The organism is Micromonospora sp. NPDC049171, from assembly GCF_040648275.1.
Lineage (GTDB): Bacteria > Actinomycetota > Actinomycetes > Mycobacteriales > Micromonosporaceae > Micromonospora.
In genome coordinates this window covers 131,194-149,150 of the sequence record NZ_JBEZDJ010000019.1, presented here as the reverse complement: position 1 = coordinate 149,150, position 17,957 = coordinate 131,194, and the positions used below count along the sequence as shown (strand labels likewise).

Genomic DNA, 17,957 nt, shown 5'->3' with positions numbered 1-17,957 from the left:
TGCTCAGGACTACTCACGGTCGCTGGTGTGAAGGAGTACGACGTGGCGAGCCTCGACACCTTCGGTGCGAAGACCCAGCTACGCGTCGGAGACGCGAGCTACGAGATTTTCAGGATCGACAAGGTGGACGGCCACGCGCGGCTGCCGTACAGCCTGAAGATCCTGCTGGAAAACCTGCTGCGGACCGAGGACGGCGCGAACATCACCGCCGACCACATCCGCCAGCTCGGCGGGTGGGACTCCTCCGCCGCCCCGAGCGTCGAGATCCAGTTCACCCCGGCGCGGGTGCTCATGCAGGACTTCACCGGCGTGCCCTGCGTGGTCGACCTGGCGACCATGCGCGAGGCCGTGCGTGACCTGGGCGGCGACGCCAGCAAGGTCAACCCCCTCGCCCCGGCCGAGCTGGTCATCGACCACTCGGTGATCGCCGACCTGTTCGGCCGCGAGGACGCGTTCGCCCGCAACGTCGAGCTGGAGTACGAGCGCAACAAGGAGCGCTACCAGTTCCTGCGCTGGGGCCAGACCGCGTTCAACGAGTTCAAGGTCGTCCCGCCGGGCACCGGCATCGTGCACCAGGTCAACATCGAGTACCTGGCCCGCACCATCATGGAGCGCGGCGGCCAGGCGTACCCGGACACCGTGGTCGGCACCGACTCGCACACCACGATGGTCAACGGCCTGGGCGTGCTGGGCTGGGGCGTCGGCGGCATCGAGGCCGAGGCCGCGATGCTCGGCCAGCCGGTCAGCATGCTGATCCCCCGGGTGGTGGGCTTCAAGCTGCACGGCGAGATGCCGGCCGGCACCACCGCCACCGACCTGGTGCTGACCATCACCGAGATGCTGCGCAAGCACGGTGTGGTCGGCAAGTTCGTCGAGTTCTACGGCCCCGGCGTGAGCGCCGTGCCGCTGGCCAACCGGGCCACCATCGGCAACATGTCCCCGGAGTACGGCTCCACCGTGGCGATCTTCCCGATCGACGCGGAGACGGTCCGCTACCTGGAGCTGACCGGCCGCGACGCCGCGCAGGTCGCGCTCGTCGAGGCGTACGCCAAGGAGCAGGGCCTCTGGCACGACCCGGACCACGAGCCGGACTACTCGGAGCGCCTGGAGCTGGATCTGGGCACCATCGAGCCGTCGCTCGCCGGCCCGAAGCGCCCGCAGGACCGGGTGCCGCTGGGCAGCGCCAAGACGCTGTTCCGTTCGGCGCTGACCGACTACGTCGCCGACGACTCCGCCGGCGAGCGTGACTTCAAGCCGGGCGTTCCCCGCGAGGAGCTGCCGCGCGGTGCCAACGGCCCGGCCGACGAGGCCAGCGCCGAGTCGTTCCCGGCCAGCGACCCGCCGGCCAACGACTTCAGCGACCCGGCCGACGAGCCGCGTGACCTGGAGACCGCGGCGGTCGGCGCGGGCGGCCGGGCCAGCAAGCCGGTCCGGGTCACCGGCGCCGACGGCGTCGAGTACGAGCTGGACCACGGCGCCGTGGTGATCGCCGCGATCACCTCCTGCACCAACACGTCCAACCCGCAGGTGATGATCGGTGCCGCGCTGCTGGCCCGCAACGCGGTCGAGAAGGGCCTGACCCGCAAGCCGTGGGTGAAGACCACCCTGGCGCCCGGGTCGAAGGTCGTCATGGACTACTACGAGCGGGCCGGCCTCACGCCGTACCTGGACAAGCTCGGCTTCAACCTGGTCGGCTACGGCTGCACCACCTGCATCGGCAACTCGGGCCCGCTGCCCGAGGAGGTGTCCGCCGCGGTCAACGAGCACGACCTGTCGGTGGTCTCGGTGCTGTCGGGCAACCGCAACTTCGAGGGCCGGATCAACCCGGACGTCAAGATGAACTACCTGGCGTCCCCGCCGCTGGTGGTCGCGTACGCCCTCGCCGGCACGATGGACATCGACCTGGCCAACGAGCCGATCGGTGAGGACGCCGAGGGCAACCCGGTCTACCTGCGCGAGATCTGGCCGAACAGCACCGAGATCCAGGACGTCATCGCCCAGGCGATCGGCGCGACCGGGTTCAGTGCCGCGTACGCCGATGTCTTCGCCGGCGACGAGCGGTGGCAGTCGTTGCCCACCCCGACCGGCGACACCTTCGCCTGGGAGAGCGACTCCACCTACGTGCGTAAGCCCCCGTACTTCGAGGGCATGCAGCAGGAGCCGAGCCCGGTGGTGGACATCGCCGGCGCCCGGGTGCTGGCGAAGCTGGGTGACTCGGTGACCACCGACCACATCTCGCCGGCCGGCGCGATCAAGGTCGACTCCCCGGCCGGGACGTACCTGGCCGAGCACGGTGTGCCGCGGCACGAGTTCAACTCGTACGGCTCCCGGCGGGGCAACCACGAGGTGATGATCCGGGGCACGTTCGCCAACATCCGGCTGCGCAACCAGCTGGTCCCCGGGGTGGAGGGCGGCTTCACCGTCAACCACCTCACCGGTGAGCAGTCCTCGATCTACGACGCCTCGGTGGCCTACCAGGAGGCCGGCATCCCGCTCGTCGTGCTGGCCGGCAAGGAGTACGGCTCGGGTTCGTCGCGGGACTGGGCGGCCAAGGGCACCATGCTGCTGGGTGTCCGGGCGGTCATCGCCGAGTCGTACGAGCGGATCCACCGCTCCAACCTGATCGGCATGGGTGTGCTGCCGTTGCAGTTCCCGGTGGATGTCACCGCCGAGTCGCTCGGCCTGACCGGCACGGAGACGTTCACCATCACCGGGGTGACCGCGCTCAACGACGGCGACACCCCGCGCACCGTGCAGGTCAGCACCGACACCGGCGTGGAGTTCGACGCCGTGGTGCGGATCGACACCCCGGGTGAGGCGGACTACTACCGGCACGGCGGCATCCTGCAGTACGTGCTGCGCCGCATGATCGCCAACTGACGTACCGACGTCCGGCGAAAGGGCCGCTTTCCGCGCTTGCGGGGAGCGGCCCTCTCGTTTCTCCTCGCTCTCGACTCGGCGGCGGCCTCCATCGGCCGGGTCGTGGCGCCGGGCCGCATGGGTTGTCGCGGCCTTCGGTGGGCAGCCGGGCCCGCCGCCCGGTTCAGGTCGCGTCCCTTTGCTCTGCACCCGCCCGTGCACCACGAACGCTCCGTAACTGGCGCATGGGCGGGTGCAGAGCAAAGGACACGAAAGAGCACCCGCACCCCCGGCCCGGATGGCGCATGGGCGGGTGCAGAGCAAAGGACACGAAAGAGCACCCGCACCGCCGGGCCGGATAGCGCGAGGGGCGGGTCGGCAGGGCACGCCCCGGCTCAGCGCAGCCGCAGTGCGACCGCCCGGGCCTCCTCGTCGGTGAGCGGCAGGAACCACAGGAAGCGACGGACGATGGCGACCGGGTCGGGTCCGCCCGGCTGGCCGCGCAGGTCGCGGATCGCCCGGCGGGTGATCCGGGAGAACTCGGGGATCAGGGTCGCCCGGCGCGCGGCGTCCGTGGGGGTCGCGCGCAGCGCCGGGCAGGGCCAGTCCTGACCGCAGACGTCGCACGTCCAGAGTGGCCCGTCGGCGGTGTGCGCGACCGGCGGGCCGCACCGGGGCCGCCAGCGCGATTCGGGTACGACGTTCGCCGCGCGACCGGGGCCACGGTACGGAGGGTGGCGTGGCCCGGTCGGTCCGGCACTGATCGCTGGGGGCGAGGCCGGCCGGCCCGGTCGATGTGGGCGGTTGCAGGATCTGTCCTCGGGCATTGCGCGCTCCCTCGTCGACATCGTCTACACAGAAACCCTGCCGAGGGTTGCGGAGCGATCACACTACGTAGAACTATTTCCTTCCAACGTCTGGAACGTTTTGGAGGGTCTGGAGATGAATCGAGCCGTACAGGCGGCGATGGCCGAGAGGGGCCACACAGCGGACAGTCTCGCTGCGCAGATTGGTGTCGATCCGAAGACGGCCGCCAAGTGGGCGAGCACGGAACGAATTCCGCAGACGCGGCATCGTGCGCGGGTCGCCGAGTTGCTCGGTCGGGACGTCGATGAGCTGTGGCCGGACGCGCTCAAGCGCCGGACGCCGGCCTGGTTCCGACACTGGGCCGAGATCGAGCGTGAGGCACTGTCGCTGCGGTGGTTCGAGCTTACGTGGATACCGGGCCTCCTCCAGACCAAGGCGTACGCGCTGGCCACGCTGGTCGGCGAGGCATTCTTGCCGAACGAGGCGGACGATCTCGCCGAGGCGCGGCTGAGCCGGCAGGCCATCCTGCGCCGGGAGCGCCCGCCGCTGCTCGTCGCGGTCCTCGATGAGGGAATCCTGCGGCGCACCCTCGGCGGTGACCGGGCCATGATGCGCGAGCAGTGCGAGCGGCTGGCCGAGCAGGCCACGTTGCCGAACGTGTCGCTCTTCGTCGTGCCCGCCGACGTCGGCATGTATCCGGGCCTCGGCGGGCCGTTCACCATCGCGGAGATGCCGGACGGGGGGCGGGTCGCGCACGTCGACAGCCAGGCCCAATCACAGCTCATCGACAAGACCGCCGATATTGCTACCCTGGACCGACGGTGGGAGCGCATTCGCGACGGAGCCCTGTCCCGGGCGCAGTCCCTCAACCTCATCAGAGAAGCGGCAGCATCATGGACCTGACCGGCGCTCGGTGGCGCAAGAGCACCAGGAGTGGCAACAACGGCGGGAACTGCGTCGAGGTGGCCGACAATCTCGCGGGTGTCATCGGCGTACGTGACTCCAAGGACCCGGCCGGTCCGACGCTCGCCTTCGACCCGACGGCCTGGACGCGGTTCCTGGCCCTGGCCAAGCGCGGCTGACCCGCACTGTCCTAACCGGCGAGTTCGGCCGCCCGGTCGAGCAGCGCGCGACGCTCGGCGGCCGACCCCACCGCTGCCGCCGCCTCTCGGAACAGGTCGGCGGCGCGCAGCCGGTCACCCTGGCGGGCCACCAGATCGGCCCGCACCGCCACGGCGAGTGGGTTGCCGTCCAGCCCGCCCCCGCCACGTGCCGCGTCGAGCAGGTCCAACCCGGCAGCCGGCCCGTACGCGTACCCGTGCGCGACCGCGCGGTTGAGCGCGATCACCGGTGAGGGGCGCAGGTCGGCCAGCGCGTCGTAGGCGCGCGCGATCGTCGGCCAGTCGGTGTCCTCGGCCGAGGCGGCGGTGGCGTGGCAGGCCGCGATCCGGGCCTGCCACGCGTACGGCCCGTCGTGGCGTACCCGATCCAGCGCGGCCAGGCCCTCGGCGATGGCGGCGCGGTCCCACCGGCGGCGATCCTGCCGCTCCAGGGTGAGCAGGTTGCCGGCGGCGTCGCGGCGGGCGTCGCGACGGGAGTGTTGGAACAGGACCAGCGCCAGCAGCGCGGTCACCTCGGACTGCCCCGGCATCAGCCGGTCGAGCAACCCGGCCAGCCGGACCGCCTCGTCGGCGAAGGCCGGCTCACCGTCGGCGACGTAGCCCCGGGTGAACAGCAGGTACAGCACGGCGAGGACGCCGGGCAGCCGCTCGGTCAGCGCCGGCCCGGTTGGCACCCGGTACGGGATGCCGGCCTGCGCGATGCGGGTCCGGGCCCGGGTCAGCCGTCGGGTCATCGTCGACTCGCTGACCAGCAGAAGTCGGGCGATGTCCGCGGTCGGCACGCCGCACACGGTTCGCAACGTCAACGCCACCCGCGCGTCGAGGGCCAGCGCCGGGTGACAGCAGGTGAAGATCAGGCGTAGTCGGTCGTCCACCACGTCCGGCCGCTCCTCGGGCTGCTCCTCAGCCGGCGTGAGGAGTGCCAGGTCGTGCAACTTACGGCGCTCCACTGTGGCCCGACGCAGCACGTCGAGCGCCCGGTTGCGGGCCACGGTCAGCAACCAGCCACCCGGGTTGGCCGGCACACCGTCACCGGGCCAGCGCTCCAGGGCGACGGCCAACGCCTCCTGGGCGCAGTCCTCGGCCAACGCCCAGTCCCCGGTCACCCGGATCAGGGTCGCGACGATCCGGGGGTACGCCTCGACGCCGGCAGCGGCGACGGCCTCCGCCGCCACCGCGCCGGCCGGCGCCGGGGTAGGCACCGGCCGGCGCTGCGGGGTGGACACCTGCGTCAGTCGGACAGGTTCGCGAACGGGCGCAACTCCAGTCGCCCTTCGCGGGCCATCGGGTGGGTGCGCGCCACCTCGATCGCCTCGTCCAGGTCGGCACAGTCGAGCAGGTCGAAGCCCACGATCACCTCGGTGGTCTCCGCGAACGGGCCCTCGGAGACGAGCAGCTCACCGCCGCGAACGCGGACGGTGGTGGCCGCGTTGGTCGCCGCCAGCACGTTGCCGGTGAGGCGGCGGCCACGAGAGTCGTTCTCCGCCACCCACCTGTGGATGTCGGGTAGCTCGGTGGGGTCGGTGTCCGGCTCGGTGTCGCTGCACACGAACATCAGGTACTTCACTGGTCGCTCCCTGGTCTCTCGGGGTGTCGCCAGCATGACGATCGGCCGACAGCGTTCCGGACACTCTCCCCGGAAAAAACCCGGTCAGTTTCCGTTGGCGGCGCGGCGGCGGGCCTCGCGGGTCTTCATGGCGTGCTCCATCAGCGTGACGAGCACCTCCTTGCTGGACTCGCGCTGCCGGGCGTCGCAGAGCAGCACCGGCACCCCCGGGTCCAGGTTGAGCGCGGCCTGCACCTCGTCGAGCCGATACTGCCGGGAACCCGCGAAGCAGTTCACCGCCACCACGAAGGGCGTGCCCCGGCCCTCGAAGTAGTCGATCGACGGGAAGCAGTCGGCGAGCCGGCGGGTGTCGGCCAGCACCACCGCGCCGATGGCGCCCAACGCCAGCTCGTCCCAGACGAACCAGAACCGGTCCTGACCCGGCGTACCGAACAGGTACAGCACCAGGTCGTCGCTGATGGTGATCCGACCGAAGTCCATGGCCACGGTGGTGGTGGTTTTGCCCTCCACCCCGGACAGGTCGTCGATGCCGACCCCCGACTCCGTCAGCACCTCCTCGGTGCGCAACGGTCGGGTTTCGCTGACCGCGCCGACCATGGTCGTCTTGCCCACACCGAAGCCGCCGGCGACCAGGATCTTGATCGCGGTGGGCAGTGGGGTCGCTCCCGCCGGCCGGTCAGAGTGCCCGTAGTCCATTGATTACCGCCTCGAAGATGCTGTTGTCGGGAAGGCCGGCCGTGGTCTGCGGCTCGCGGACCTGCACAAGGCTGCGAGCCGCCAGGTCACCGAGGAGCACCCGGATGGTGCCCACCGGCAGATCAAGATGGGCGGCGATCTCGGCGACGGACTGTATGCGTTGACACAGCCCGACGATCGCCAGGTGCTCCGGACCGAGACCAACCTCCGGCGTTACCTCGGCTCGGGTCGCGGTGACCAGGGAGATCAGGTCGAACGTGCCGGTGACCGGGCGGGCCCGCCCGCGCGTCACCGCGTATGGGCGCACCACCGGCCCCGCGTGGTCGTCCACCCACTGCTGCTCTGCTGACTCTCCCTTCACCGTCATCGCCGCTACCTCTCGCCGGCCGGCTGCTCGGTGCGCGACGGCGACGCGACGTACTTGCCGACGCGGGTCACCAGCATCGCCATCTCGTAGGCGATCAGCCCGACGTCGGCGTCCTCGCTGGCCAACACCGCCAGGCAGGCGTTGCGGCCGGCCGCGGTGACGAACAGGAACGACGACTGCATCTCGATGATGGTCTGCTGCACCTGCCCGCCACCGAAGCGCTTACCGGCGCCCCGGGCCAGACTCTGGATACCGGCCGCCATCGCGGCGAGATGCTCGCCGTCGTCCCGGCTCAACCCCTGGGAGGAGGCCATCAACAGACCGTCGGTGGAGAGCGCGACCGCGTGCTCGGCCTGCTTCACCCGGCCCACCAGGTCATCGAGCAACCACGTCAGGTCGGCACTCGAAGCCGTCTTCTGCGCCACTTCGTCGTCCTCTTCTCGCCCGGCTCATGCGCCGTACTCGTCTCGGGCTGACCGTCACTTCGTGCGAAACCGCGTCCGCGGCGGTCGGGTCAGGTAGCGGTGGGATCCTCGTCGGTAGGTTCGGACGTTCCCGTCGGCGGGCCATCGGACGCGCCGCCGAGCAGTCTCGCCGCGTCGGTCCGACCTCGCCGGGTGCCGGTCTGGTACGAGCTCATCATGCGGCGCACCTGCTCCGGCGGACGTACCACGTCGTCGTCGTCGGTCTCGCTGGCCGTCGGGTCGTCGCGCAACTCGGGGACGATGTTCGCCTGCCGCACCCGGACCGGCAGGCCCGAGTGGGTGCGGTCCGTTTCGGCCCCGGCGGGCACCGGCCCGTCGCCGAGAGCGGGCTCGACGACGCTGTCCGCCCGCTGCGAACGGTTGACGGCGGGTTCGACGGCGCTGTCCGCCCGCCGGGAAGCATCAACGGCCGGCAGGCCGGTGGGCACCGTGGGGGCTTCCAGGGCGGGCTGCCCCAGGGCCCGGCGGGCACGGATCGGCAACTCCGGCGTATCGGTCGCCGGCGTCGTCCGCTGTCGGGTGGGTAGACCGGCCTCCACGACGCTCCCCTCCCCCGGCTGTGTCGCGGTGCTGTCCGCGGCCAGCGGGTCGGTCTGGTCCACCGGATCCGGCGTGCCCTGTGCCGCCGAGCCCGGTACGTGTGGTGCGGTGGCCAGCGCGACCGGCGCGAGGATGGCCGGTCGGCCGCCGCTGTCCGCGTCGAGAGCAGGAGTGCCGCTCGCCGTCGACGGCAGTGCGATGGCCGGGGACCCGGTCCGCATCTCGCCGGAGTCCTCCGCGCCCGGACCGGTCTCGGCGACCAACTCGCGCGGGATCAGCACGACCGCCGTGGTGCCGCCGTACGCGGACTCCTTGAGCCGGACCCGTACGCCGTGCCGCTCGGTCAGTCGGCTCACCACGTAGAGCCCCAGCCGGGCGGCGTTGGCGAGGTTCAGCTCGGACTGGTCGACGATGCGGTGGTTCGCGGCGGCCAGGTCCTCCTCGCTCATGCCGAGGCCCCGGTCCTCGATCTCCAGGGCGAACCCGTTGGCCACCAACTGGCCGCGAACCTCCACCGTGGTGTGCGGCGGCGAGAACGACAGGCCGTTCTCGATCAGCTCGGCGAGCAGGTGGATGATGTCGCCGACCGCGCGGCCGGCGAGTGAGACCGGCCCGAGTGGCAGCACGTTGACGCGCGTGTAGTCCTCCACCTCGGCGACCGCGCCACGCACCACGTCGACCATCGGCACGCTGCGCCGCCACGCCCGCCCCGGCGTGGAGCCGGAGAGCACGATCAGGTTTTCCGCGTTGCGCCGCATCCGGGTGGCCAGGTGGTCGACCCGGAACAGGTCCTCCAGCTCTTCCGCATCGTGCTCGCGCCGCTCCATCGCGTCGAGCAGGGTGAGCTGGCGGTGCACCAACGCCTGCGTACGCCGAGCCAGGCTGAGGAAGACCTCGCGGACGTTGCGCCGCAGCTCGGCCTGCTCGACGGCGGTGCGGATCGCGGTCTCCTGGACCGCGTTGAAGGCCTTGCCGACCTGGCCGATCTCGTCGGTGCCGAACTCCAGGGGTGGCGCCTCGGTAGCCACGTCGACCTCTTCGCCGCGACCGAGCCGCTCGACCACACCGGGCAGCCGCTCGTTGGCGAGGCGGAAGGCCGCCCCGCGCAGCCGTTCCAGTTGCCGCACCAGGGCGCGGGCGGTGGTGATGGACACGATGATCGACGCGATGACGGCGAGCAGACCGAGGCCGGTGGCCAGCGCCAGCCGGACGACGACGCCGACGGCGACCGGGGTGGCGCGGTCGACGACGCCGTCACCGCCGGCCAGCACGACCGCACGGATCTCGGTGAGCGCCGGGCCGGTGGTGTCGCCCCACTCCGTCGCCGTGAGCGGCGGGCGGCCGGCACCAGCGCCCTGCATGACCTGGGTCTCCAGGACGGTCAGCCGGGTGAAGGTGGGCCCCGTCGACATCGCCTGGTAGCGACCCTGGTCACTGGCGGGGAGCCGGACCAGCGCCGAGGAGGCGGCGAACTGTCGGGCACCGACGATCCGGGTGAACTCCGCCCGCTCGGCCGCGGTGATCCGCCCGGCGGCCAGCACACCGGCCAGCAGCGCGTCCTCCTGGGACAGCAGCTCCCGAGACCGGTTGAGGCCGATCAGCGCGGCGGTGTCCTCGGCGACCTGGTCGTCGTCGAGGTTGCCGAGCACGTCGTACACCCGGTAGATCGACTCGATCACGCCGGTGAAGGTCGCGATGGCCCCGGCCCGGTCGATGCTGCGGTCGTCGACCGCCGTGCGGGTCTTGTTCAAATCGTTCAGGCCGGTGATGAGAGCCTTGATCCGCTGGTCGAGGGCGTCACTGCCCAGCGTGCCGACCTGCCAGTCCTCGGTGGACCTGGTGAACGTCGCGGCCAGCTCGTCGGTGCGCTGCCGCAGTTGGGCCAGCGCGGCGCGCTGCGCCTCGTCGGGCTGGCCGAGGTAGGTCAGCGACGCCCGACGCTCCGACTGCAACTGCAACAGCAGCGGCTCGGTGGGATCGAACACCTTGGTGTCCAGCGTCTGCACACCGAGCAGGTTGACCCCGTCCCGGACGGTGACCCAGGCCGTGAAGCCCCAGAGCGCGACAAGCGAGACGAGAAGAGCAACAACCTTGGTACGCAGATTCGTACTGCGGGAACCCATTACACCGTCCCTGGCGCGGCCTGTGTGATTGTTCAGTCAGGAGTGCGTCATGCACGCATCGACCCCGGCGCACGCTAGCAGCGTCCGGGGCCAATGCTCAAGCGCTGCCGATCATGTGACCACCGTACGGACGCGCGACGGCGACCGGGCCCGAGCTGTTGACCAGGTCGGACCTGGTCATCGCCAACTGCCGGGCGGCGAGGACTGCCGCACGGACGATCAGCACGGGGGCGTAGAGATCCTTGTCATGCCACAGTGGAGGGTGCGTGTGGCAATCGTCCACTTCGGCCAGACGACGCAGCCCACGGCCGATCGCCTCCGGCACCCCCGGGCGCGCCGGTCGACGCACCCCGAGCAGCACGTGCAGGGCGTACGCCGTCTCCTCCGCGGTGCCCGCCCAGCGCCCCCAGGCCCCGTCCGCCCGCTGGGTGGCGACCAACCAGTCCACGGCCCGGTCCACCGCCGGTCCGGCGATGTCGGCCGGGGCGTAGGTGTCCAGGGCCGCCACGACGCAGGACGTGGCGTAGTACGGCGACGCGTGCCAGCGGTCGGCCCAGGAGCCGTCGGGCTGTTGCTCGTCGCCCAGCCACCCGGCCAACGCCACCACCCGGTCGGCGTAGCGGCTCGCACCCGCCGACGTGTGCCGGGCGTGCCAGCCGAGTGCCTCCAACACGTGCGCGTTGGTGGTGACCGACCGGCCATCCTCCCCCTGCCAGGTGCAGAAGTGGGTGCCGAGGTCGAAGTGCAGCAGGCTCGCCGGGTCCACCGGGTGACCGAAGCGGGCGAGCGCGTAGAGCGTGACCGAGGTGGTGTCCGCGTCGGCGGGTAGCCCCGGCCCGGTCGGTGTGCCCTGCGGCCCGAGCGCGGCGGTCAACTCGGCGACCAGCTTCGGGGCGGGCCGGACCGGCACTCCCGCTCGCGCCAGGTTGCTCAGCGCCCAGGCCCGCTCGAACACGGTGATCGGCGTACAGCAGGGCACCGGCCCGTCGAGAGGGCCGACAGCATCGCGCAGGTAGGCCAACGTCTCCGGGTCGGCGCCGGGCGTCGCCGGGTCGCCGATCCAGGCGGCGGTCGCCGCCGGTGACGCGCCGACGGCCCCGGCGACCGGGGACACGCCAGCGTGCCGGCGCGCGACCGGCCCGAGCACCTCGAAGGCGTGCACCAGCTTCTGCGGCACCGGACGTCCGCTGCCCACCAGCGCGCGTACCGCGTCGAGCCGCCGTCGGTCCCCGCCGGGCAGGGCACGGAGCCCGTCGGCGAACCTCCGGTCGTCGCGGGTGGCGAAGAACGCGAGGTGGTCGTTGATCCGCTCCACCAGGGCCGGCACGATGAGATCGGCCGCCGGTGTGTCCGGGAGCGGAGTGCCCCTGCCGAGCCAGTCGGCGAGCACCTCCAACCCGCGGGTGGCCGCGGCGGCCAGCGGGTCTCCGACGGAGTCCTCGGTGCCCCGCAGCGTGCCGAGCAGCGCCTCCACCGCGCTCACCGTCGGCACCACGGCGTAGCCGCCGGCACCACCCCAACCGCCGTCGGCCCGCTGGGCGTCCAGCAGATACCGCAGCCGTCGGTCATGACCGGTGAGCCACGGTGCGTCGGCGACGACCCGGCCGGTCTCGTACACCGACGGGCTGACCCGGCCCGCCGGCTCCAGCACCAGGGCGGCGAGCAACTCCCGGGCCGACGCGGCCACCGCCGACTCGTCGCGGGCACCGGTGGCCGGCGCGGGGGTCACGACACGCCCCAGAAGTCGGTCGACCCGTAGAAGCCCGTGCTGAAGCCGATCTGCCGGGCGAGGTAGTCGGCCGGCACCGGGCAGGTGGCGCGTAACGGGTCGAGCAGGTCGCGGGCGTACGCCACCAGCTCGGTGATCCGCCGCTCGACGTCGGCCCGCTCCGGCACCACCATCAACGCGTTGAGGTCACCCCACCGCTTGTCGCGCTCGAAGCTGGCCAGGTCGTTGACCAGCCGGATGATCCGTTGCACCTGGTCACTGGCCGCCACGAGCGCGTCGAGGTGGGCCAGCGTCGCGGGATCGTCGGAGTGGATCCAGTGCGCGACGTTGACCACCGTGCAGGCGAGGTTCGCCGCGTTGGCCAGGTACTCGTCGAGGGTGGGCAGCACGCCTGTGTCGGCGCTCTGCTTCCAGTCCCACTCCCGCGCCATGGCGTCGAACATCGTCCGCAACTCGCTGCGCCACACCGCCCCGTGGGTCGCGTACGCCGGCACGGCGGCCAGTTCGTCGCGCAACTCGGCGAGGAAGCGGCCGAGGGAGTCGTCTTCGGCCGGTGACCCGCCCTCGGCCACCGCGAGGCAACCCGCCGTCAACCGATCGATCTCGTCGCGGCTGCGCGCCTCGTGGTCGACGAGCCAGTCGACCGCGAAGCCCCAGAGCACGGCTCGGTTCGTGACGCGCAACTGGTCGAGGTCACACCAGGGCGCCCCGAACGCGATGGCCATCGCGACGTTGCCGAACAGCGCCGGGTCGAACGGTCGCGCCGGGAAGAGATCGGGGTACGCGGCGGCACGCTCGGCCAGGTCACGTTGGCCCTTCGCGGCGAGTGCGCAGATCCGGCCCTGCTCCGCGGCCAGCGCCATCTGGTCGCCACCGACGGCCGGCGGCGACGCGAGCTTCGCGGTCATGCCGAGCCGCCCCGTAGCGGTCGCAGGGTCACCTCGACCCGTTGAAGGGGACGCAGCGCGGCGGCCACCTTGATGCCGGGCACGGCCTGCCGTCGCAGGCTGAAGCGGAACCGGCTCAGCACGGTGGCCACGATCAGCGTCGCCTCCAGGTAGAACAGGTACATGCCGATGCACTGGTGCGGGCCGCCGCCGAAGGGGAAGTGCGCGTACCGGTGCCGGTGTCGGACCTGCTCGGGGTCGAAGCGGTCGGGGTCGAACACGTCGGGCCGGTCCCAGAAGGCGGACATCCGGTGGGTGATCAGCGGGCTGACCACGAGCGTGGCGCCGGCCTCGATCCGGACGCCACCGATCACGTCTTCCTCCACCGCCGAGCGTGGGAAGAGCCAGCCGATCGGGTAGAGCCGCAGCAACTCGTCGAGCACCTGCCGGGTGTAGCGCAGCTCGCGCAGGTGCTCACGTCGGACCGGCGCGTCACCGACCACCCGATCGATCTCCTCGTACAGTCGCCCGGCGATCTGCTCGTCCTGGGCGATGTGCGGCCAGAGCCAGGTCAGGACGCTGATCGTGGTCTCGGTGGTGGTGGCGACCATGGAGACGGTGTCGTCGCGGACCTGCCGCTCGTCGAGCCGCCCACCGGCCTCCGTGCGACCCCGCCACAACGTGGAGATGATGTCGTCGCCGTCGGTCTCGGCCGTCTCCCGGGCCGCGCGCACGATCGGAAGCAGCGTGTCGTCGATGACCTGGACGGCACCACGGAAGGCCCGGTCGCCGGGCATCGGCATGGCCAACGGCGCCCACGGCACCATCAGCCGCGGCATCACCGACGAGGCGATCGCGTCCTGCGCCTGCATGATGCGCATCGCCTGCGGCACCGAGATCTTGTCGGCGAAGAAGACCCGCATGATCGCCGAGCAGACGATCCGGGCCTGGACGGTGCCCATGTCGACGGGCTGACCGGTGCGGGCCGGCTCGTCGAGCTCGTCGACGGCATCCTCGATCGCCTCGGCCAGCCGGTCCACCAGCGAGTCGACCCGCCGAGCGGTGAACAGCGGCAGGAGCACGTGGCGGCTGTTCTTCCAGTATTCGCCGTCGCTGAGGATGCCGTCACCGAACAACCGCTTCAGCGGGCGCCACTGCAGACCGTCACCGGCGCGAACGTAGTTGTCGGACTTCTCGCGCAGAACCCGTTGCAGGTGCTCCGGTCGGGTGACCAGGTAGGGCCGGAACGCACCGAGGCTGAGCTTCACCACCTCGCCCTGTGACCGTTCGCCCATCTCGACCAGGGTGCGGGCCGGATCGCGGAACAGGTTGGGCACCACGTGGCGCAGCGGGACCGAGCCCGCTCGGCGTGGCTGAACCGGCACGGTCTGAGGTGCTACCACGGGAACTGACACTCCCTTGTGGATACTCGGTGTCGCGGAACGACTATGCGGAGTTAGGTATTCGTGGAGCATGCCATCGGGTAACCGATTTCTTCTAGGCGCAGTACGTGAAATTTTCATGCGCAAGGATTGTGTTTCCGGAGAATCGGAGCGCAGACATGAGCGCACGCGGTGGATGTCGCAGGTGACGGCGGTCGGGATCCCGGACCGGCAGGGGTGATCTTCGATAGTGATGAACGTCACTTGTTGTCCACCGGTCGGGCCCGCGCGAGGAATCGCCGGTTCGGCCCCGCCCGACCCGCGCCCCGCACGCCGACCCGGCGGAACGACCGAATCCGGGCGATGCCCGGCACCCTGTGCCAGGCTCTTGTCATGGACGACAAGACCATCCTGAACCGGATCACCGAGCTGGTCGACGAGGAACACAAGCTGCGGGCGGACGCCCAGGCCCACGAGTCGGGCACCGAGGGCGAGACCAGCGAGCGGCTGCGCGCCCTGGAGGAGTCCCTCGACCAGTGCTGGGACCTCCTGCGCCGCAGGCGGGCCGCCCGGGACACCCACGGTGACCCGGACGCACAGGGCGAACGGCCCAAGCCCGAGGTGGAGCGCTACCTACAGTAACCGTGGCGGGTCGGGCGGCCCGCGCCGCCCGACCCGCACCGATCAGCGCAGGCCCGCCTCGTGCAACAGCTCGCCGGTCAGCGCGGCGGGGTCGGCCTGCTCGGCGGGAAGACCCCGGGCCGCGAACCAGGCGCCGACCACCCGCACGTCCCGGGCCAGGAACTCCGGCCCCTGCGGGTTCGCCACCACGTCGACCACCTGCGGCAGGTCGATCACCACCAGTCGACCCCGGTGGACGAGCAGGTTGTACGGCGACAGGTCGCCGTGGGCGTAGCCGGCCCGCGCCAGCACCCGCAGCGCCTCCACCAGTTGTGCCCACAGGTCGCGCAGCTCGGCCGGGCCGGGTCGCAGCTGGGCCAGTCGGGGTGCCGCCTCCCCGGACTCGGCGTCGCCGACAAACTCCAACATCAGCTCGGTGCCCCGCAGTTGCACGGGGTACGGCACGGCGATCCGGTCGTTCCCGGCGCTGATCTCCCAGAGCCGGGCCAGGGCGGCGAACTCGGCGGCCGCCCACTGCCCGGCGATCATCTGCCGGCCGAACGCCGTCCGGCCGGCCATGGCCCGGTTCTCCCGGGAGCGGCGCACCCGGCGACCCTCCAGGTAGCCGGCGTCCCGGTGGAACAGCCGGTGCTCGGGGTCGCGGTAACGCTTGACCGCCAGCAGGCAGGACCGGTCGGTGTCGGGCACCGCCCGGCGGACCAGGTGGACGTCCGCCTCCTTGCCGGTCTTCAACACACCCAACTCGGTGTCCTTGGCGGCCAACTCGGTGACGAGCCAGTCGGGGTGCGGCTCGGGTCCGTGGACGGCGTCGTCCCAGGACGACCAGCGCTCGCCGGTGGCCGGGTCAGGGTCGCTGTCCGGGTCTGCGGGCGGCTCGGTGTGCCGCCCGCGCTTCAGAAACTGCGGTTCGTCGTCGTCGAAGCGGCTCTTGCCGCGGCTCCGGCGCTCCAGCGCCGGAAGGTCGTGATCGCGCACTGTGGTGAGGTTCCCTTGGTCGAGGCTGAGAAAGGCAGCTGGAAGCGACAGGCGAAGACAGCCACGGCTGACCTCCTTCTCCCTCGACCGGACACACGCCCGGGGTGCACCATGCGCCGACAATGCTCGTCGCGGCGCGTCGACCGGTCAACCGAATTACCGAGTCCCGCCCGCGCGGCGGGCGTTAGCGGGCGAGGATGGTGGCGACCGCGGCGATCAGCCCGTCCACGGTGCGGCTGGGCGCGAACCGGACGTCCGACCAGGTGCGACCCCGGTGTAGCCAGACGCTGGGCAGCCCGACCGCGGCGGCGCCGCCGATGTCGGCCTCCGGGCTGTCGCCGACCACCCAGGCACCGCGCAGCGGCATCCGTACCCGCTGGGCGGCAAGGGCGAAGATCCGCGGGTTGGGCTTGCTGACCCCGGCCTCCTCGGAGATCACCCAGTCCGCGACGTAGCGGTCCAGGCCGGTCCGGCGGATCTTGGCGTCGTCGACGCGTAGCGTGCCGTTGCAGACCACCACCGGCACCCAGCCGGCGTCGTCGGCGATCCGCAGCGCGCAGGCGGTCAGCGGGTCGAGCCGGGTCTGCTCCACCACCCCGTCGTGCAGGTCCTCCACCAGGTCGATCGAGGGGATGCGCAGCTCGTAGCGGTCCCGGATGGCGTCGGCGAGGTCCCAACGGTCGGTCAGCCCGTCGGCGTCGATCGAGATCAGCCAGTCGATGTCGGTGGGGGGCGCGCCGATGCCGTCCAGGAAGCGTTCACCCCAGCGGCGGAACGGCCCGGCCCGATCCAGCAGGGTGTTGTCCAGGTCCAGCAGGAGCAGTGGCACTCGGGCACCCTACGGGACCGACGTGTCCGCCAACAGATGCAGCGGGTACCTACCTGACGATGTGCTCAGCCGGACATCGACGACCGGGGGCCGCCCTGGTCCGCGAGTCGATCGGCGAGCATCGAATGGGCCGATCGGGTGGCCGCGAGCGCGGCCGGGTCCAGCGTCGCCACCAGCACCTCCGTGCCCTCGTCGGCGCCCCGGGCCAGCACCCGTCCCTCTGGGTCGTAGATCGCGGCACCACCGTTGAACCGCCACGGGTCGACGCCGCCGACCGCGTTGGCGAAGACCACGAACATGGTGTTGTCCAGGGCTCGCGCCGCGTAGTAGAGGTCCCGGCGGTGCTCGGAGCCGGCCAGGTATCCGCTGGGGCACAGGTAACCGTGTGCGCCGTCGAGGGCGGCGGCCCGGCCGTGCTCCGGGAAACAGCCGTCGTAGCAGATGCCGAGCCCGAGTCGCCAGTCGTCGACGAGCAGCGTGGCACCCCGGTCGCCGGCGCGGAACAGCTCGCGCTCGCCGCCCCACAGTTGCTGCTTGTCGTAGCCGACCCGGACCGCGCCGGCCCGGTCGACCACCAGCGCGGCGATGGTCCGCCGTCGGTCCGGGTGTCGGGCGGCCGCACCGACAAGCGCGGTGACGCCGGCCTCGCGCGCCGCGACGCGCAGCGGGTCGAGCCGGGGATCCGCGACGTCACCGGCCGGATCGGCCGCGACGTCCGTGCCGGCCGGGTCGGCGGCGAGGGTCGGCGGGTGGTACGCGCAGAGGAACAACTCCGGCAGGACGGCCACCCGGGCGCCCAGCTCACCGGCTTGGCGAACCAGACGTGCGGCGGCGACCGCGTTTCCGGCGACGTCACCCGGCGTGGGCGTGGCCTGGACGGTGGCCACGGTCAGCGGGGCGGTGGGCACGGGGTGGGGCGGGGTCACCGGGCGATGGTAGACGGCGACA

The 17,957-nt window shown here is 71.7% G+C and carries 17 protein-coding genes; 4 read left to right on the top strand and 13 right to left on the bottom strand.

Annotation, left to right across the window (positions count from 1 at the left end; all coding sequences use genetic code 11):
• The first annotated feature begins 27 nt into the window (after window positions 1-27).
• Complete coding sequence (locus tag AB0B14_RS23895; RefSeq protein WP_357524225.1) at window positions 28-2,880, top strand: aconitate hydratase; 2,853 nt, start codon at window positions 28-30, stop codon at window positions 2,878-2,880.
• 374 nt (window positions 2,881-3,254) lie between these two features.
• Here AB0B14_RS23895 and AB0B14_RS23890 read toward each other — a convergent pair whose 3' ends face one another.
• The gene (locus AB0B14_RS23890; RefSeq protein ID WP_357069909.1) at window positions 3,255-3,686 is read right to left on the bottom strand and encodes a hypothetical protein; all 432 of its coding nucleotides are present in this window, start codon (window positions 3,684-3,686) and stop codon (window positions 3,255-3,257) included.
• A 115-nt stretch (window positions 3,687-3,801) separates the two neighbouring features.
• Here AB0B14_RS23890 and AB0B14_RS23885 point away from each other — a divergent pair, with 115 nt between their 5' ends.
• Together AB0B14_RS23885 and AB0B14_RS23880 are read left to right on the top strand one after the other, a co-directional pair.
• Entirely contained in the window at window positions 3,802-4,569 is a 768-nt protein-coding gene (locus AB0B14_RS23885; protein WP_357069955.1) for a helix-turn-helix transcriptional regulator, read from the top strand.
• Window positions 4,560-4,748 carry a DUF397 domain-containing protein gene (locus AB0B14_RS23880; protein ID WP_357524223.1) on the top strand — a complete coding sequence of 63 codons (189 nt, stop codon included), beginning with the start codon at window positions 4,560-4,562 and terminating at the stop codon, window positions 4,746-4,748. Before AB0B14_RS23885 ends, AB0B14_RS23880 begins: the two co-directional genes overlap by 10 nt.
• Before the next feature lie 11 nt (window positions 4,749-4,759).
• Here the strand turns inward: AB0B14_RS23880 and AB0B14_RS23875 are convergent, their stop codons facing one another.
• From AB0B14_RS23875 to AB0B14_RS23835, 9 genes are all read right to left on the bottom strand, one after another.
• On the bottom strand, window positions 4,760-6,013 hold the full coding sequence (locus tag AB0B14_RS23875; RefSeq protein WP_357524221.1) for a sigma-70 family RNA polymerase sigma factor: 1,254 nt from the start codon (window positions 6,011-6,013) through the stop codon (window positions 4,760-4,762).
• A 5-nt stretch (window positions 6,014-6,018) separates the two neighbouring features.
• The gene (locus AB0B14_RS23870) at window positions 6,019-6,354 is read right to left on the bottom strand and encodes a YciI family protein (protein ID WP_357069901.1); all 336 of its coding nucleotides are present in this window, start codon (window positions 6,352-6,354) and stop codon (window positions 6,019-6,021) included.
• 84 nt (window positions 6,355-6,438) lie between these two features.
• The gene (locus AB0B14_RS23865) at window positions 6,439-7,050 is read right to left on the bottom strand and encodes an ATP/GTP-binding protein (RefSeq protein WP_357069898.1); all 612 of its coding nucleotides are present in this window, start codon (window positions 7,048-7,050) and stop codon (window positions 6,439-6,441) included.
• On the bottom strand, window positions 7,031-7,417 hold the full coding sequence (locus tag AB0B14_RS23860) for a DUF742 domain-containing protein (RefSeq protein ID WP_357069895.1): 387 nt from the start codon (window positions 7,415-7,417) through the stop codon (window positions 7,031-7,033). Before AB0B14_RS23860 ends, AB0B14_RS23865 begins: the two co-directional genes overlap by 20 nt.
• Window positions 7,418-7,422: 5 nt before the next feature.
• Window positions 7,423-7,842, bottom strand: a complete 420-nt coding sequence (locus AB0B14_RS23855) for a roadblock/LC7 domain-containing protein (RefSeq protein WP_355032793.1) — start codon at window positions 7,840-7,842, stop codon at window positions 7,423-7,425.
• A gap of 89 nt (window positions 7,843-7,931) precedes the next feature.
• Window positions 7,932-10,565, bottom strand: a complete 2,634-nt coding sequence (locus AB0B14_RS23850; RefSeq protein ID WP_357069892.1) for a nitrate- and nitrite sensing domain-containing protein — start codon at window positions 10,563-10,565, stop codon at window positions 7,932-7,934.
• A gap of 97 nt (window positions 10,566-10,662) precedes the next feature.
• Window positions 10,663-12,294 (bottom strand): prenyltransferase/squalene oxidase repeat-containing protein, encoded by a 1,632-nt coding sequence (locus AB0B14_RS23845; RefSeq protein ID WP_357524219.1) that lies wholly within the window; start codon window positions 12,292-12,294, stop codon window positions 10,663-10,665.
• On the bottom strand, window positions 12,291-13,202 hold the full coding sequence (locus tag AB0B14_RS23840; protein WP_357524217.1) for a terpene synthase family protein: 912 nt from the start codon (window positions 13,200-13,202) through the stop codon (window positions 12,291-12,293). Before AB0B14_RS23840 ends, AB0B14_RS23845 begins: the two co-directional genes overlap by 4 nt.
• Entirely contained in the window at window positions 13,199-14,476 is a 1,278-nt protein-coding gene (locus tag AB0B14_RS23835) for a cytochrome P450 (protein WP_357524251.1), read from the bottom strand. The genes AB0B14_RS23840 and AB0B14_RS23835 overlap by 4 nt, the downstream gene beginning before the upstream one ends.
• Before the next feature lie 480 nt (window positions 14,477-14,956).
• On the opposite strand from AB0B14_RS23835, the gene AB0B14_RS23830 reads away from it, so the two are divergent.
• On the top strand, window positions 14,957-15,205 hold the full coding sequence (locus tag AB0B14_RS23830) for a DUF2630 family protein (RefSeq protein WP_357069883.1): 249 nt from the start codon (window positions 14,957-14,959) through the stop codon (window positions 15,203-15,205).
• Between the two features lie 42 nt (window positions 15,206-15,247).
• Here the strand turns inward: AB0B14_RS23830 and AB0B14_RS23825 are convergent, their stop codons facing one another.
• The 3 genes from AB0B14_RS23825 to AB0B14_RS23815 all read right to left on the bottom strand — a co-directional run bounded on the left by AB0B14_RS23825 (window position 15,248) and on the right by AB0B14_RS23815 (window position 17,935).
• Window positions 15,248-16,180 carry an RIO1 family regulatory kinase/ATPase gene (locus tag AB0B14_RS23825; RefSeq protein WP_357069881.1) on the bottom strand — a complete coding sequence of 311 codons (933 nt, stop codon included), beginning with the start codon at window positions 16,178-16,180 and terminating at the stop codon, window positions 15,248-15,250.
• 184 nt (window positions 16,181-16,364) lie between these two features.
• Entirely contained in the window at window positions 16,365-17,009 is a 645-nt protein-coding gene (locus AB0B14_RS23820; protein WP_357069879.1) for an HAD family hydrolase, read from the bottom strand.
• Window positions 17,010-17,074: 65 nt separating this feature from the next.
• On the bottom strand, window positions 17,075-17,935 hold the full coding sequence (locus AB0B14_RS23815; RefSeq protein ID WP_357069876.1) for a carbon-nitrogen hydrolase family protein: 861 nt from the start codon (window positions 17,933-17,935) through the stop codon (window positions 17,075-17,077).
• Window positions 17,936-17,957 lie beyond the last annotated feature (22 nt).